The 15525-nt window shown below is 52.8% G+C and carries 15 protein-coding genes and 1 tRNA gene; 8 read left to right on the plus strand and 8 right to left on the minus strand.

The window, feature by feature from the left end; translation table 11 throughout:
- Positions 1-474 precede the first annotated feature (474 nt).
- The 3 genes from GSQ94_RS17525 to GSQ94_RS17535 all read right to left on the minus strand — a co-directional run bounded on the left by GSQ94_RS17525 (position 475) and on the right by GSQ94_RS17535 (position 2461).
- Entirely contained in the window at positions 475-1122 is a 648-nt protein-coding gene (locus tag GSQ94_RS17525; protein ID WP_158945143.1) for a DUF3106 domain-containing protein, read from the minus strand.
- Positions 1123-1235: 113 nt separating this feature from the next.
- Complete coding sequence (locus GSQ94_RS17530; protein ID WP_158945144.1) at positions 1236-1739, minus strand: hypothetical protein; 504 nt, start codon at positions 1737-1739, stop codon at positions 1236-1238.
- A gap of 71 nt (positions 1740-1810) precedes the next feature.
- The gene (locus tag GSQ94_RS17535) at positions 1811-2461 is read right to left on the minus strand and encodes an RNA polymerase sigma factor (protein WP_254063954.1); all 651 of its coding nucleotides are present in this window, start codon (positions 2459-2461) and stop codon (positions 1811-1813) included.
- Between the two features lie 298 nt (positions 2462-2759).
- Between GSQ94_RS17535 and GSQ94_RS17540 the strand changes: the two genes are divergently transcribed.
- The 6 genes from GSQ94_RS17540 (at position 2760) to GSQ94_RS17565 (ending at position 9904) form a co-directional block, all read left to right on the plus strand.
- Positions 2760-2834, plus strand: a tRNA-Val gene (locus tag GSQ94_RS17540).
- Between the two features lie 583 nt (positions 2835-3417).
- Positions 3418-4266: an alpha/beta fold hydrolase gene (locus GSQ94_RS17545; RefSeq protein WP_158945145.1), complete on the plus strand. Its 849-nt coding sequence runs from the start codon at positions 3418-3420 to the stop codon at positions 4264-4266.
- Positions 4267-4323: 57 nt separating this feature from the next.
- Positions 4324-5025 carry an alpha/beta fold hydrolase gene (locus GSQ94_RS17550; protein WP_216843124.1) on the plus strand — a complete coding sequence of 234 codons (702 nt, stop codon included), beginning with the start codon at positions 4324-4326 and terminating at the stop codon, positions 5023-5025.
- Between the two features lie 408 nt (positions 5026-5433).
- On the plus strand, positions 5434-5991 hold the full coding sequence (locus tag GSQ94_RS17555) for a DUF417 family protein (RefSeq protein ID WP_158945146.1): 558 nt from the start codon (positions 5434-5436) through the stop codon (positions 5989-5991).
- Positions 5992-6146: 155 nt separating this feature from the next.
- Entirely contained in the window at positions 6147-9272 is a 3126-nt protein-coding gene (locus GSQ94_RS17560) for a sensor histidine kinase (protein WP_158945147.1), read from the plus strand.
- Positions 9273-9280: 8 nt separating this feature from the next.
- Positions 9281-9904 carry a response regulator transcription factor gene (locus tag GSQ94_RS17565; RefSeq protein WP_158945148.1) on the plus strand — a complete coding sequence of 208 codons (624 nt, stop codon included), beginning with the start codon at positions 9281-9283 and terminating at the stop codon, positions 9902-9904.
- 29 nt (positions 9905-9933) lie between these two features.
- On the opposite strand, the gene GSQ94_RS21920 is transcribed toward GSQ94_RS17565, so the two are convergent.
- The 4 genes from GSQ94_RS21920 to GSQ94_RS17585 form a co-directional block, all read right to left on the minus strand.
- Complete coding sequence (locus tag GSQ94_RS21920; RefSeq protein ID WP_158945149.1) at positions 9934-10314, minus strand: response regulator; 381 nt, start codon at positions 10312-10314, stop codon at positions 9934-9936.
- 151 nt (positions 10315-10465) lie between these two features.
- Positions 10466-11095 carry a sigma-54 dependent transcriptional regulator gene (locus GSQ94_RS17575; protein ID WP_158945150.1) on the minus strand — a complete coding sequence of 210 codons (630 nt, stop codon included), beginning with the start codon at positions 11093-11095 and terminating at the stop codon, positions 10466-10468.
- Positions 11096-11125: 30 nt separating this feature from the next.
- A complete protein-coding gene (locus tag GSQ94_RS17580) occupies positions 11126-11761 on the minus strand; it encodes an RNA polymerase sigma factor (protein ID WP_158945151.1) in 636 nt (211 codons plus the stop codon).
- Positions 11762-12051: 290 nt separating this feature from the next.
- Complete coding sequence (locus GSQ94_RS17585; protein ID WP_158945152.1) at positions 12052-12954, minus strand: alpha/beta fold hydrolase; 903 nt, start codon at positions 12952-12954, stop codon at positions 12052-12054.
- A 300-nt stretch (positions 12955-13254) separates the two neighbouring features.
- On the opposite strand from GSQ94_RS17585, the gene GSQ94_RS17590 reads away from it, so the two are divergent.
- Complete coding sequence (locus tag GSQ94_RS17590) at positions 13255-13857, plus strand: ABATE domain-containing protein (protein WP_158945153.1); 603 nt, start codon at positions 13255-13257, stop codon at positions 13855-13857.
- Positions 13858-13961: 104 nt separating this feature from the next.
- On the opposite strand, the gene GSQ94_RS17595 is transcribed toward GSQ94_RS17590, so the two are convergent.
- Complete coding sequence (locus GSQ94_RS17595; RefSeq protein ID WP_158945154.1) at positions 13962-14732, minus strand: SDR family oxidoreductase; 771 nt, start codon at positions 14730-14732, stop codon at positions 13962-13964.
- Between the two features lie 102 nt (positions 14733-14834).
- On the opposite strand from GSQ94_RS17595, the gene GSQ94_RS17600 reads away from it, so the two are divergent.
- Positions 14835-15525, plus strand: a 691-nt coding sequence (locus GSQ94_RS17600) for an FAD-dependent oxidoreductase (RefSeq protein ID WP_254063965.1), incomplete at its 3' end; no start/stop codon positions are given.

Genomic DNA, 15525 nt, shown 5'->3' on the forward strand with positions numbered 1-15525 from the left:
TTCTTTAGGATTGTGTGAGGAAGTCTAAATGGAATCCGCGGAACTCAGCGGACCCAGAGCACAGAGCTATGCCAGCGGGGAGCGGCGACAACAACAGAAGCTGTGCTGCATGTGCATAAGAACAGGTTAGGCCGACCAGCATATCCAGGTCAAGCCCATACGAAAGCGCCCTCGCGCAAAGGAAGTACTCTCCCTCTTCCAAAGTTGTATGGATAGTCAACCAGAGCAGGCGCAGACTGTATCCACTATGGGGAGGAAGACCGTTCAGGAGACATCGTTCGGATCTGTTTAGACTTCGCGATCACCTCGCCGCAATCCTGTTTGGCTTGATCGTATACATCCAGAAGATGTCCTCTAGACGCTGGGCCACAAAGCAGACGGTGTTCCTCACTCATAGCCCTACCCCCTCCCTGCAATGAAAAATAGCCGCCTTCGGGCGGCTATCTCCTCTGCAAGTATCTGCCAACGAGTCGACTACTTCCCGTACGAAGGCCCCTCATTGGGCCGCTGGACAGGAAGATAGGGTTCCACGGCAAGAAGGCCGGAGAGAGTGCTACGCTCCTCCTCCGAAAACTGTCCTCGGAATCTATCGGAGTTCAAGATTGCCTGGCGCTGCGCCTGGGGCATCTCGCGAAGATCGCGAAACGCTCGCGCTACGAGGCGGCGACGGTCCTCCGGAAGTCCTCCAAGCTGCTGCATGGCCCCGCGCACCTGCTGCCGCTGCGGAGGGGTAAGCCTCTCCATCGCCTCGGTACGATCGAGAATGCGGCGGCGCTGATCCGGTGACATATTGTTCAACTGCGTGAGACGATCGCGCATACGCTGCTGGGTTGGCGGCGGCAGATCCCGAAAGCCGGGCTCGTTCTCAAGTGCGCGCTGTTGCTCGGGGAGAGGCAGATTGCTATGGCGATCCATCCACTGCGCCAAGTGCTCCTGGTTTCTCCTTGGCCCTGGCCCTGCGGGGCTTGGCCGCACCTGAGCCTGAGCTGCGGAGGGGCGGAAGACCGCGCCAGGTCTACGCGCAGCACCTCCCTGGGCCGTGACAACCGTCGAGGCAACCAACAAAAATGCCGCGGCTAGTGCCAAACCAACAGGACGCCGGAAGTGAAAGGAGGATGGCATGTGCTCAGCGCATGAAGAGGATACAAGTCAATAGAAACTTATTGTTAAGAGCAGCTTATCGCGATCCCTCCCCCTTTCATCAATTTTCTTGAAGTAGGACATTGGCTCGAAGATTAGCTGCTGGGTGGAGTTGTGGAATCGTCGGCTGGCTTATCGTCCTGCAGCAGTTGATCCATCGTCTGAAGCGCCTGGTCATTTTTATCGAGAATCTGCAGGTCTTGAACTGTCGCGGAAGTCTCAGGAGCTGGGTGAGGAAAGCCGGTGAGATTAGCAAACGTTCCGCCGCCCACCAAAAGGATAAGTGCCAGACCTGCCGCGAGCGCTGGACGAAGCTGACGCCCGGTATTGAAGAGGAAGCGAGATTTGAGCCGCTCAAACCAGCCCGCCGGTGCCAGTACCTGCTCCTCCCGAAGACGGACAGCAAGCTTCTGGTCGAAGTACGGGGACGGCTCCGGAGCCTTCCAGGTGTCGAGCAAAGCAAACGTAGCCTCTAACGATTTGAACTCTTGAGTGCAAGCCGTGCACGACTCAAGATGCGTTTGCATCTCCCGGCTTACAGGCACGCCCGGATCCAGAAGAAGATCGACGATAGCGGATTGGCAGTCTTTACAGATCATAGTGACCCTTTCCAATTTCTTTGCTGCGGCGCGTTTCAGTGTGCGCATAAATTCCAGAGGCCTAAGCTGGCTTAAATAAAATCTTTCAATTTTTCGCGTAGTGTCTGATAGGCGCGAAAGAGTAATGATTTCGTGGCGGACTCGCTCAATTTAAGGACGTCACCAATCTGCTTGTAGTCCATACCTTCATACTTGTGCATGAGTACCGCCATGCGCTGCCGTTCAGGAAGCGCAAGCACATGTTCTCGAATAGCGTTGAGACGCTCTTGCCGCAGAAGTTTAGCTTCCACATCCGGGGTAGAGTCTGCAACATCCGGAGTTGTTCCGGTCTCGGAGTCGGCTTCATCGAGATAGACGGTCGAAGCGGTGCGCTCGTGCCGGGTATCTCGCGCATGGTTCACTCCCAGATTGGTCGCAATTCGGTAGAGCCAGGTGCTGAACCGAGCCTCGGCTCGATAAGTCTCTCTGGACCTGTAAACCCGGAGGAACACCTCTTGCGCCAGCTCCTCGGCCACCGCCTGGTTATGAACCATACGATACATAAAGTGAATGATCGGCTTGCGGTACTTCTGGATCAGGAAGTCAAAGCCCGCCATGTTGCCGGTGCGCAACTCCAGCATGATTGCGGCATCGTCCATCTGCCCGAACTCGCCAGCTGCATGATGTGTCTCCGCAGTCTGGAGGTTCTCGAAGAGTCTCGGATTGATCGCCAGAGTAGCCATATCATCCTCAACCCCATCTTGGCCACTGGGTTGCGTTTCTTCCTCAAATTTCGCCTGAATCTCCGTATTGCCCTCTCTGGGAAGGAGGCCTGGGGGGGCAGCACGGCGGGGATTCGGAGGGGGAGCGGACATCTGCTGGTCGATTGTACCGCCAGCGAAAGCTCGTACCCAAGTATTCCCTGCCCAGCCCTGGTCAGGTGGAACTTGTTGGCGAAACGGAACTTGGTCAACCGGAAAGAGGGATGCTATTCTAGGTAAAAGCTTTGATGAGTGGATCGTGAGATCAGCCGAAGCCACCGGGCGCATAACTCAGCGGTAGAGTGCCACCTTCACACGGTGGAAGTCGTAGGTTCGAATCCTGCTGTGCCCACCATATTTTGAACAACTTACAGGCAGGCCGAGAGGCGATTTGTAGCATTTGAGATAAATGCTCAATTCATCCTCTTCGAACCTGCGTTGCAGGTTGCATCGCGTGGGCAGTCCCTACCCTCATTTAGACTCCACAATTTGCTTGCTGAGGGCTGGCTGGGCGATCTTCAGCAACGCACCTGAAGTTGAAGTTCCTCAGCTAGTAAAGGCAGCGGCTTGAAGTCGAACCTCTAGAATGATTCGAAACCGGGCCACATTCCTAAGGGCGCTCTTCCAGATGCCTTTCAGACACCGACTCGTACTCCTTCAAAGTCGGGGAGATGAAGCAGTTCCAGTCGCATACACCAGCATGTCGATCCGTTCCGGTGTCTAACCGATGAAGATGCCAGAATCCCATTCAGAAGTTCTAGTATTTCGAGGGTATTTTCTTGCATCTCCTTGCCCCGATCTCTGCTCTTATGTACACCGGGTATTATTGGTCAATATGGTGTTTAAGCCGTTATTCGTATCGGACGTTGCGGTTTGGGTTTCCCAAGGACGAACTGGTGCCGCTACTGACAGATTCGCTTCGATGAAAGGAATACGACATGATTACGTACCAACATGCTGAAGTCCGCGGTTTGAAGATTTTCTACAGAGAAGCCGGCAAGAGGGGTGCACCCACTATTGTTCTTTTGCATGGATTCCCCACATCGTCATTTATGTTTCGAAACCTTATCCCTCTTCTAGCGGAGACGAACCATGTCATCGCTCCGGACTATCCGGGCTTCGGTTTCAGCGACGCCCCCTCCGTGAAGGACTTTGAGTACACCTTCGACAATGTTGCGAGTGTTATGGAGGAGTTCCTCTTTCGCAAGCTCGGGTTGGATAAGTTCAGCATTTATGTGCAGGACTATGGTGCGCCGATCGGCTATCGCATTGCGACATCGAATCCAAAGGCGATCGATAAAATCGTGGTTCAGAACGGGAATGCTTACGTCGTTGGTATTGGCGGCGCTTTCGATCCAATGAAGCCCTTCTGGGCGAACCGGAATGCCGAGACGGAAGCACCTGTCCGAGGTATGTTGACTCTCGATACCACTAAATTTCAGTACACGCATGGCGCGAAAGATCCTTCGAAGATCAGTCCGGACACGTATACCTTCGACCAGGCGCTGCTTGATCGTCCCGGAAATAACGATATTCAGTTGAATCTCCTTCACAACTATCAGTCGAACCCGCCCAAGTATGAAGGTTGGCATGAGTTTCTCAGGACGCACCAGCCCCCCATGCTGATCGTATGGGGCAAAAACGATCCGTTCTTCACAGTCGAGGGTGCGAAGGCTTACTTGAAGGATGTTCCCAAGGCGGAACTCCACCTGCTCGATACCGGTCACTTCGCCCTGGAAGAAGAGTTGGACTTTATTGCTGAAAAGATGAATAGGTTTCTTGCCTGAACAATCAGATGCCGGGGAGAGATGCTCTCCCCGGCACCTGGTCTAAAGAAAGGGGTAATGATGAGTTTTCAAAAGGACGCAACCGTGGTCTTTGTTCATGGTGCCTGGGGGGACGGGTCCAGCTGGGGCACCGTGATAAATTCGATCTCCGAGGCTGGCCTCAAGGTGGTTTGCGCTCCAATTCCTATGACTACGCTGAGTGACGATATCGCCGCTGTGCAAAGAGTGATAGAGCGCATTGACGGTCCGGTCCTGCTGGTGGGTCATGCCTATGCGGGTGCGGTCATTGCCGGTGCCGAAGACAGCAAAGTGAAAGGATTGGTGTACATCACGGCCTTGGCACCTGACGAAGGTGAAACAGTCGCGGAGGTCTTCTATCGGCATACTCCGCATAGCGAGGCTCCGCAGCTGGCGCCCGACAAGAATGGCTACATCTGGATTCCGCACGAAGCATTCTCGAAGGCCTTCGCTCAGCATGCGAAGGCGGATGAGTTGGTGCGGCTTGAGGCTGTCCAGCGTCCGATTCACGTGTCCTGCATTCAAGAGAAATCACCTGCGCCCGCGTGGAAGAAAAAAGCCACCTGGTTTCTGATCGCGCAAGAGGATCGAATGATTGTGGAGAAGACACAACGATTCATGGCCGAACGGATGAACGCAACGATCCGTAGTGCGCCTGCCGACCATACCCCCTCGTTGACTCTGCCCAAGGCGGTCGTGGATATAGTTTTGGAAGCCGCTCAGGCGACCCTCACAAATTAGACGGACGAAAATCTTGACGAGCCTCATCCGACGGATGAGGCTCTTTCTTTACTTGACGTTCCATGTCTGAACGGTCTCATTTAAGAGATCATTCGACGTTTTCGTTACTCACGAGTCCCTAAAGACGGCAAAATCTGCGGTGATACAGCCAATTTTTAGGTTAAAGATTGCGAGTCTATTTGTTCTAAAATTTTTTTCTAATATCTTGCGACACCATTTAGAATCATTTTTAAAGGTGTCGTCATCTGATTTGCAGATTGATTCTGCACCGCGATGGTGACTACGCGGGGTGAGAGCCGGTTGGGTTGGCGAGTTTTGTCTTGCGGTCTTTTCGGTGGCTCACTGGGTCTGTTACGTGAAGAGAAAAGGCAACCAGGAATCGCACACTACGGTATGAAGGAGAATGAAATGAGCCAAGCGACGACAGCAGTTACATCATCGAGAACAAGTACCACGGACGATCTTTCCGTTTCACCTAGAAGTCTCATCACGAAGGTAGCCGCTGCGATTGCCGATCGAAACATCCCCTTCTTCGTAACAAGTATCGGCATGATCGTTATGCTGTTGTGGGCTGGCGCGTACAAATTAACCGCCCCTGGAGCAGAGGGGATCGTACCTCTCGTCTCCAATAGTCCGTTGATCAGCTGGCAATTCAAGTTGTTCGGCACATATGTCGGTTCGGACATAATCGGCATCACGGAATGGCTCGCAGCCACCCTGTTGATCGTTGGCTATATAAAGCCAAAGGCCGGAGTTCTGGGCGGTATGGTGGCAGTGGTTATGTTTTTCACAACCAGTACAATGCTCATCACTACGCCGGGAACGACGAGCTTGGTCCACGGCATGCGCTATATGAGCTTCTTGGGATTGTTTCTCTACAAAGATGTCATTTCGCTTGGCGTGGCGTTCTATCTGATCGGCTATTTTGGCAAGAAAGCGATAGCTGTAGAGCACTCCAAAGCGTAATGCAGATTCACCTTGGATTCCTGAGCCAGACGATGCTCTAAACCAGGCGATTTACTGGACTCAGCGAGACGTTGTACTTCTCGCTGAGAGTTCGGCTGAGACGAGTATAAGAGCTGTACTGCATGATATGTTCGCCATGAAGAGCGAGTCGTTCCTTGCAGAACCGCCTGGTAGAGTTGCGGTCTGAGAGCGAAAGTACATTGGTTCCCATGCGAACACCGTTGCATTATCGCGACTGGGTATCTAGGACGAGACTCCTATTCGCTATTGCGGCGCTCCTCTTAATTATTCCCAGGGGATGGGCGCTCGACCCAAAAGTACATATTACGCAGTACTCCCATACTGCCTGGCGTACGCAGGACGGTTTCTTTGCCGGGTCTCCCCTACGGCTGTCACAAACCTTGGATGGGTACCTTTGGATCGGCACCGCCAATGGCCTGTTCCGGTTCGATGGAGTACGTTTCGTGCCTTGGGCAGACCTCTCGGAGGACAAGGTGCTTGCGTCGGCGAACGTTTCGGCGCTATTTGCTGGTCGCGATGGCAGTCTTTGGATCGGAGCAGGTTTCCGTCTCTACCGATGGAAGGATAACCATCTCACCCAGTATTCCAGTCGAGATGAAAACGTAAGTTCGATGGTTGAGGCACCGGACGGGACGATTTGGTTCGCACGATCAAGATTGAGGTCTAGCGACAAAGATGGTGTGCTGTGTCGGGTGCAAGGCACAGGAACCCAATGTGTCGGAGAGCTAGATTCAATCTCTCTGCCGTTCCCAAACGATCTGGTTTTGGACGCGGATGGCAACTTTTGGATATGTAGCGGTGCGCATCTGGTGCGTTGGCGAGCTGGGTCGAAATCGACGTGGGCTCTCGGAAGTCCTCCCCAAAGAGAAGATCAGGGGGCAATCGAAACACTTCTCCTGGATCGCCAAAACACCCTTTGGGCAGGGCTCAACTCTCTTAGCAAGGGCTCCGGACTGGGCAAGATTAGCGACGGTCGATGGAAACCACTTGACTCACCAGAATTCAAGTTTGCCGACAATTCCATCAGAAAACTGCTGATGGATCACAATGGCTCCATGTGGGTAGGCACGGAAGATCACGGGATATACAGAATCACCGACGGCAAGGTCGATCACTTCGACAGTCGTGATGGTTTGTCCAGCGACGCCGTGCGCGACATCTACCAAGACCACGAAGGCACACTCTGGGTAGCGACTTCCAAAGGGATCGACAGTTTTCATGATTCCACGGTGGTCTCTTTCTCTCAACGAGAAGGCCTCCACCTTGACCGCGCTAGGTCAATACTCTCCGCTTCCGACAAGACAATTTGGATCGGCAACAATGGGAGCCTTGATGCCTGGCGCAATGGCGCCATCACGTCGCTACTCATGAAAGATGGCCTCTTTGGCCGAAATGTCACCTCTCTCCTTGAAGATCCGAAACGGGGACTTTGGGTCGGTATCGGATTCGGATTGTACTTATATGACGGACGAGGGTTCAAACAGATCATAGCTCCCGAAGGTCCGAACCTCGTCATGGATATGGCGCTCGCGAAAGATGGCAGCGTGTGGATTGCGTTAGCCGGGGTGGTCGGCGGAGACCTGTTCCAGTTCGAAGGGAACCACCTCATTAAGCATCAGAGTTTTGCGGACAATGAGTTACTGCTCTCATTAGCCACCGATACGCACGAAGGGCTATGGATAGCCGGTGATAAGCTTCGCTACTGGTCAAGAACGAAGAAGACAGAGGTTGCCAATTGGGATCCGCGATATGGATACATAAGGGACATTGCTATTGATGGCGATGACTTCGTGTGGTTCGGAGCGACAAAAAGCTTAGTAGGATCTCGAGCTAGTCACTTGCAGGCAATGACAGTAGCTAATGGGCTTCCTTGTGAACGCATCAATTCGCTTATCACTGATAATCGCCAGGCTCTTTGGCTGGATGCGCAATGCGGCCTCATAAAAATCGAGAAGGGAGAGTTGCAGCGCTGGTGGTCGCAGCCGAAGAGTCAAGTGAAGATGACTATTTTCGATGGCCTTGACGGGTTCAAAGGTGGGAAAGAAACATTCCATCCCGCTGTTGCGAGATCGTCGGACGGTAGGTTGTGGTTTGTCAATGGAAGCGTCGTGCAGACGATAGACCCCGAGCATCTCAATCGAAATGAATTGCCTCCGCCTATCCATATCGAGCGGGTTGTAGCCGAAACCAAATCCTATCCAGTAAACGATCCCGTCCATTTCCCGAAGTCAACGAAAAACATTGAGATCAACTACACCGGTCTGAGCTTCGTAATTCCCCAGCGGGTTCGTTTTCGGTATAAATTGCAGGGTTACGATACTCAATGGCAAGAGGTAGGATCGCGGCGATCTGCGTTTTATACCAACCTCCGTCCCGCCAAATATACGTTTCAAGTTATTGGCTGCAATAACGATGGCGTCTGGAGTGATTCGCCAGCAACCATTCAGTTCGATATTGCCCCCGCCTTCCACCAGACAATATGGTTCCGATTTCTCTTGGGAGCTTTCTTCCTCGGAGCACTCGTCGGTGTGGATTCGCTTCGGGTTCGCCAAGCGACGGCACGAATAAAGTCTCGTTTAGAGGAGAGGCTTGAGGAGCGTGGCCGCATCGCTCGAGAGCTCCACGACACGCTCATTCAGAGTGTTGACGGATTGATGATTTATCTTCAAGCTGCAATTGATGAACCTGATAGTCAGCGAGGCCGCGCGAAGTTGGAAAAGGCTTTAGATCGAGCTGATGAAGTTCTGGCAGAAGGCCGGGAGAGGGTTCATGTTCTCCGATTGGAGGCGGTTGAGATAGAGGATTTGGCGCAGTCGCTTACCGAGTATGCCGAAAAGCGAACGCAAGAACCTTGCATTGGGTTTTCACTAGTGCAAGAAGGCTGCGGGAGACCTCTTGACCCACTAGTTCGTGACGAAGCATTTCGTATCGGCAGAGAGGCTTTGTCGAATGCGTTCGAGCACTCAGCGGCTACCAAGGTCGAAATAATTATGAAATACGATAGGAGGCAATTTGGTCTGACGATCATAGACAACGGAACTGGGATTCCTGAACAATTTCTAGAGAGAGGAAGACCTGGACATTGGGGTCTCACGGGAATGCGAGAGCGTGCCAGGTACGTCCATGGCGATCTGACCATATCCAGCAATTCGACACAGGGCACGACGATTGAACTTTTGATTCCTGCACGTTTCGCATACCCGAGACGATACAGGCTGTTTTCTTCATTCGGTAGAACGACTGATAGTGAGCGAGGTTGAGCAAGTAGATGAGACAAATTAAAGTTCTTGTAGTTGACGATCACCCGTTCCTGCGTGAAGGAATTGCAGCTGCCATCAACGGCCAGCAAGATATGATCTTGATCGCAGAAGCGGAGTCGGGTCAAGAAGCGTTGGAAAGCTACCGGCGACACCGACCGGACATTGTCCTGATGGATCTAAATCTCCCTGGGATGAATGGTATTGATGCAACGCGCGCTATACGCAGCGAATTTCCTTCGGCTCGCATCGTCGTGCTCACTGCCTATCGCGGTGATGTCCAAGCCGTAAAGGCCTTCAGAGCTGGCGCTGTGGGATACCTTTTGAAGAATATGCTTCGGAAGGAACTGCTTGAAACCATCCGTGTTGTATCCGCCGGCCGGAAGCGGATACCGGATGAGATCGCCAAAGAGCTAGGGAAACATTCACTTGACGATGAGCTAACGGCACGGGAACTCGAAGTTCTCAGCAACGTTGCAAAAGGAAGAGCGAATAAACTGATCGCGTCGGAGCTTAAGTTGGCAGAGCCAACGATCAAGAGTCATCTCAAGAACATTTTTCAAAAATTGGGAGCGAATGACCGAACACATGCCGTAATCATCGCCATCTCTCGGGGCTATCTCGATCCCGTATGAGTCGAGCTAAATCGGTCATGATTCGATTTTTATATGCATTGTGACGGGAAGTTGAGTTCCGAGAGAATCTCGAGGAGCCGAGAACAAGAATCGCTACCTTTAGCGTAGAAAGCATCCGCAGCCACGCCATGTGGGACGATTCCTGAGGAGAACTCTCCGCTCATCGCGACAATACGAATTGAGGGCCAGAGGTGGCGAACCATGGGTAACAATTCGTCTCCGCCCAGGCGAGGCATGTTCATGTCAGATAGGATCACGTCCGGTTTATAGTCCATGAGTGCTAAGAGTGCTGAGACTCCATCTACCGCTACTCGAATATCATATCCAGAGTTTGAGAAAAGACACGCCAAGGACTCGCGAACGTCTTTGTCATCATCGACGATAAGTACTGCGGGTTTGAAGCCGGCCATCTTTATCCCCTGCTACTGAATCTCCCCGGGTCGGCTTGCAGAGTTGTGCTGGCCTGCTACAGATCAATTCTGGTGCGCTATGGCGACACTCCGCGTTGCTGCGGTTGATCGGAGATAAATCTCTACTGATCGTGAAGTGCGTGCTGTGATGCTAGTTCTTCTGAGGCACCTCAATTTCAAAGATTTTCAGCAAGTTGTAAAGCTCTTCATCGAAGCTGGATCGCTTTACTAAAGTTGATAAGTCACTGTTGCTAGCTGTTATCAGGCGAACGTCGATCTTATGAGCGCGCTTCCCTGATTGCTTAAGCAACTCACGATCTTGCAGGATACGCAGCAAACGACGTTGAAGATTCTGCGGGATCGCGCCGACGTCATACAGAAAGAGAGTCCCTTTGGACGCGCGTTCGAAACACGTTCGGGGGGAAGTGGAATCACCAGAGGTGGTGCGTGGCACTTGTCCGAAGATTTCAGTTTCGAAACGATCTAAGGATAGTTCTGAACAATCGATTCGAACGAATGCGCCATTTCGTCGATTACTCAAGCCGTGAATGGTCTCGGCGACGAGTGTTCTCTCGGTCCCTTTCCCCCCTTGCACAAGGACGTTGATTGTCGTAGGGGCAACGATCGATACAAGCTTCGAAACGCTTTTCAAAGGCGAGCTGCGTAATCTTCCACTTGAAGGCCCGTCCAGCCTAACTTTTGAAGAGTATGTCTTTGCTGTCGTCTCGTTTTTCCAGTCACATGTATTTTGAGCTATACCGCTCCGAATTTCATCTTCCATTTCGTTTTCCTTCTTTCACCTTTCCCGCGTTTAGGCTAGAGAGCGCCTTGGGCGCATCCTCGAGAGCATCGTTCGACGAAGCCGTGCACGTGCACGATGGAGACGCGCTTTCACAGCAGGTTCTGTCAAGCCCATCAGTATCGCGATCTCTTTTGTGCTCGCATCGTCGTAACAGCGGACTGTCATTACATCTCTCAGGCGTGCCGGTAACGAAGTAATAGCCCGCGATAGTGCACCGGACCTCTCGGCTTCAACCACCAGGTCTTCGGGCGACGGCAAGTCTGCGGCAAAATCTTCGAACAATCCATCCTCAAAGTCTTTGTGCACGATCAAGTGCCCCTCCAGCCCTTTACGTCGACTTCGCAACTGCATCAAGGCGCAATTGATCCCGATTCGCGTCAACCAGGTAGAAAATGCCGATGTTTGCTTGAAGGTCGCAAGGTGTTTAAAGGCTTTCATCAGACTCTCTTGAACAAGATCTTCTGCGTCTTCAGGATTGCGAACGATCCGAAACACAGTTCGAAAGATCTGTTTTGAGTGGCGACGACACAGTTCCTCATAGGCATACGCGTCGCCGGCAGCCGCAGCCACAACCAATATGTCGTCGCTCTCTGTTCTGCGACCGCTAGTCGTGGCTGCATATCCGCCTAGAAACCTGTCATCCATTGGCACCCTCAACCGATTAGCCAACCATAGCGAACACTTGGGCTTGAGGGAACCTTCAAAAGGATGGTTCGCCTGCTCTAGATTTCTGCAGGATGTCGGTACCGCGCGGCCGGCGAATCCCCTGCTTTCTGCCTAACAAGGGTTTAGCTCCGCAAACGCAGCTCGATTTTTTTTGCTTCGGCTTATCTGGCTGTAACCAAGAGAAGCAAGAATCTCGTGACACCTGTCTGGAATGATCTTTTAGCTGGTGAGCCGTTTGAGAACGGCTCACCAGACATGCCTCGGAGCATTTACGCCTTTAGGAACTCTCTCAGGAGACTTGCCGTGTCCTCCGGGTTTTCTTCTGGAAAGAAGTGGCCTCCTCGCATTGCTTGACCTTGGGCGTGGGGAGCCCATTGCCGCCAGATGCCAAGGGGACCACCATCATTTCCGTAGAGGGAGTCTAATGGTCCGCCCTCGGCCCAGAGGTGCAGCATCGGACACAAGATTTGCTTTTGTGCTTCCTTGTCCGCACGGTCATGTTCGACATCTATGGTTGCTGCGGCGCGATATTCCTCGCAAATGCCGTGAACGCGTGCAGAATCCCGATAAGACATCACGTATTGTTCGAGGATGTCGGGCCCGAAGGAACCCTGGCCGAAGGGATTCTCGAACACGGCTTTAGGAGCGCCCAGCAGATAGCTTTCTGGCAAGGGATTCAGTTGAGACAGCATAATCCATGGCCAATAAGTACGGGCGAATCGAGCATCCGTCCGATCCCATGCTTCCAGGATGGGAATAACATCAAACACCGCCAACCGATCGACCCTGTCTGGATGGTCCAATGCGAGCCGATAAGACACACGCCCGCCACGGTCATGACCCACGACTGTGAACTTGTGGAAGCCGAGCTTGTCCATAACGCCCACCAACTCCGTGGCCATTGCGCGCTTGGAGTATGGGAAATGATCCTCTGTTGACGCTGGGATGCCACTTTGACCATAGGCACGCAGGTCAACACAGATGACTGTGTGGTCGGTGGCGACCTTCGGTGCAAGGTGCCGCCACATTAGGCTCGTACGGGGAAAGCCATGGACCATCAGAATTGCTGGCCCTTTCCCATACCGGCGGAAGAAGATGCTGTTGCCGTTGATTTCGATCTGGGACGATTCAAATTCGTCGCCAGACAAGCTCGATAATTTAGTATCGGTCATCGTTTGTGCTCCCTAGGAGGTGAATGAAGGAATCTGGTAGAAACGCCTCAATCGATGCGGTTTCAAAAGAATTTAATAGGGTCCGGCAATTCACTTCATGATTCGCTCCTCAGCCGCCAATCCCTTTGGGAATAAGCCGGACGACATACGATCAAAAATTCGGTTCCGTTTTTGAGCCAATTTACGGGAAACGACGTGAAATTCGAATCACGACACCATTAGATGCCATCTATTAAGGTGTCGGGTGCAGTTCGACACCTTAATAATTTAGGTGGAGAGGTTACTTTGAGAAGAAACGCTATGCTTGAGGTGATGTCTAAACATTCGAGATCATTTGAGAAGAGGGGAGTTTTTCTCGCGAGCGATACGGCCCTCGATTTCTTGAATACGGAGTGGCCGACAGCGTCCGGGAAGGAAGACTTCTTCGAAACAGATGAAGATGTCTTTACTTGGCTACGTCAAGCAGGTTTGGCGCCCGAAGGCGTGACAAGCGTGCGCCCCTCGGGCGCTCTATTGCGAGCCGCACAAGCGTTGCGTACCGTGATTCGAAGTCTTGTCGAATCCCGCAAGGAAGGAAAAGTTCCAGATTTTTCTGATCTAAACGCTTTCCTCATTGCCGCTCAGAGCCATCCACAACTACTGTGGACTAAGTCCAAGACGATTGCACTCGAGACAGTTCGATCCGCGGATACCGCGGAGCAGCTCCTCGCCCCGGTTGCCTTGAAAGCCGCAGAGCTGTTTTCAACAGCCGATTTTCGCCGGGTCCGACGCTGCGATGATCCAACTTGTGTTCACTGGTTCAACGACTTGACGAGGCCGGGCCGGAGACGTTGGTGCAGTATGGCGACTTGCGGCAATCGTCTGAAGGTGAAGTCCTATCGACGACGATTGAAGCAGTTGTAAAGTCGTCGGTGTTGCCTAACGCTTCAATTAATGTGGTCAACATCAAGGGATTTTGAGTAAGAGGGACGATCCGAGAGCCCCGCCAAACCTCCGCTGAGATGTCACTAAATTCCTCGCACTTCGCCTCCGTCCATCCGAACTGCTGTGCCGGTAAGCCAACGAGCTCCGGGTGAAACAAGGTACGCGAGTAGATTCGCAATTTCCTCAGGTGTACCCAGCCTCGCGATTCCCACCTTCTCAGGAAATCGCTCGATTGCAGCGTCTACGGTAATCTGCTGCTGTGCTGCGGCTTTCTCCAGCATCGCGCGTCGGCGCTGAGTGAGGATCGCACCCGGGAGCATGCTGTTCACCTGTACGCCTTCCCTCACGCCTTTTTCGGCGAAGGCCTTCGCCAAGGCGTCGATGGCAGCGTTGATTACTGCAACTGCTGCAGTTGCCGCTTTCGGTTCCAATGCCGCGGTGCCTGAGATGAATACGACAGAGCCACGAGACTTCTTCAAAGCATCCCATGCATGAATCGTAAGGCGTCGAGCCCCGTGAAGTTTCAGTTCGGCACCCTGGATCCACTGCTGATCGGTCATCTCCATGAGATCAATGCCGGGAACCGCTCCTGCGATATTTAGAACAGCATCGATTTGACCGAAGGTCGCAAGAGTCTCTTCAACCAGAAGCTTGGCTGCGTCGGGTAACGACAAGTCCGTTACGACAACATGCGCCTTGGCACCTGCTTTTTCGACTTCGGCGGCAGTTGCGTTGAGATTGTCGCTATTGCGTGCTGCAAGGACGACGACCGCGAAATCCTGTGCAAGACGAATCGCTGTTGCACGACCGATGCCCTGACTTGCCCCTGTGACGATGGCTACCGACTGGTTCATGGATCCTCCTCTAAAATTTGACTAGTGCTGATAGTCAAACAGATGCTGACCTTGTACAACACCGCTTATTTTAGTAGATACTGGTGACATGCGTTGGGCGTGATGCTCAAAGCGAAAGAAGTGTACGACGGGAGCCATCAGATGACTGCGAATAATAATCGGCCAGCGGAAAAATATGACATCGTGATCCTTGGCAGTGGCGCGGGCGCAAAGCTTTCTGCCTGGACGTTTGCGAAGCAGGGGCAACGAGTCGCGGTCGTTGAGCGCAAGTACATCGGTGGTGCTTGCCCGAATATCGCGTGTCTCCCTTCGAAGAACATCATCCACACGGCGCAGGTCTCTTCCTACGTACATAGGCTTGGCGAGTTCGGATTGAGTGCCAGCGATGTCGCCGTACACATGTCCGGAGTCCGAGAACGGAAGCGTAAATTAGTCCACGCGGAAATTGAAGGGCACCTAAACTTGTTCCACCTTAGCGGGGCGGAGTTGATTCTCGGGTCCGGGCGATTTGTCGGCCCGAAACGAATCGAGGTACTCACGAATGAAGGCCAGGTTCGCGTTCTCGAAGGTGACAAGATCCTGATTGGAACCGGCAGCCGCGCTTCAATCGACGACACTCCCGGGTTACGTGAAGCCGAACCTCTGACGCATGTCGAAGCGTTAGAACTAGACGTTGTGCCAAAGCACTTGCTGATTCTGGGAGCTGGCTATGTCGGCTTGGAGTTTGCACAGGCAATGCGCCGGTTCGGGAGCAAGGTCACATTGATCCATCACGGGGATCGTCTCTTGAAAC

The sequence above is a fragment of the Granulicella sp. S190 genome (assembly GCF_009766095.1).
In the GTDB taxonomy this organism is placed as follows: Bacteria; Acidobacteriota; Terriglobia; order Terriglobales; family Acidobacteriaceae; genus Edaphobacter.

Excerpts from the sequence above, each read along its gene's own strand:
- GSQ94_RS17590 (WP_158945153.1), top strand. The coding sequence starts at position 13,255 with ATGCTTGAGGTGATGTCTAAACATTCGAGATCATTTGAGAAGAGGGGA.
- GSQ94_RS17530 (WP_158945144.1), bottom strand. The coding sequence starts at position 1,739 with ATGATCTGTAAAGACTGCCAATCCGCTATCGTCGATCTTCTTCTGGAT.
- GSQ94_RS17580 (WP_158945151.1), bottom strand. The coding sequence starts at position 11,761 with ATGGATGACAGGTTTCTAGGCGGATATGCAGCCACGACTAGCGGTCGC.
- GSQ94_RS17585 (WP_158945152.1), bottom strand. The coding sequence starts at position 12,954 with ATGACCGATACTAAATTATCGAGCTTGTCTGGCGACGAATTTGAATCG.
- GSQ94_RS17575 (WP_158945150.1), bottom strand. The coding sequence starts at position 11,095 with ATGGAAGATGAAATTCGGAGCGGTATAGCTCAAAATACATGTGACTGG.
- GSQ94_RS17595 (WP_158945154.1), bottom strand. The coding sequence starts at position 14,732 with ATGAACCAGTCGGTAGCCATCGTCACAGGGGCAAGTCAGGGCATCGGT.
- GSQ94_RS17565 (WP_158945148.1), top strand. The coding sequence starts at position 9,281 with ATGAGACAAATTAAAGTTCTTGTAGTTGACGATCACCCGTTCCTGCGT.
- GSQ94_RS17525 (WP_158945143.1), bottom strand. The coding sequence starts at position 1,122 with ATGCCATCCTCCTTTCACTTCCGGCGTCCTGTTGGTTTGGCACTAGCC.
- GSQ94_RS17535 (WP_254063954.1), bottom strand. The coding sequence starts at position 2,461 with ATGGCTACTCTGGCGATCAATCCGAGACTCTTCGAGAACCTCCAGACT.
- GSQ94_RS21920 (WP_158945149.1), bottom strand. The coding sequence starts at position 10,314 with ATGGCCGGCTTCAAACCCGCAGTACTTATCGTCGATGATGACAAAGAC.
- GSQ94_RS17555 (WP_158945146.1), top strand. The coding sequence starts at position 5,434 with ATGAGCCAAGCGACGACAGCAGTTACATCATCGAGAACAAGTACCACG.
- GSQ94_RS17550 (WP_216843124.1), top strand. The coding sequence starts at position 4,324 with ATGATGAGTTTTCAAAAGGACGCAACCGTGGTCTTTGTTCATGGTGCC.
- GSQ94_RS17545 (WP_158945145.1), top strand. The coding sequence starts at position 3,418 with ATGATTACGTACCAACATGCTGAAGTCCGCGGTTTGAAGATTTTCTAC.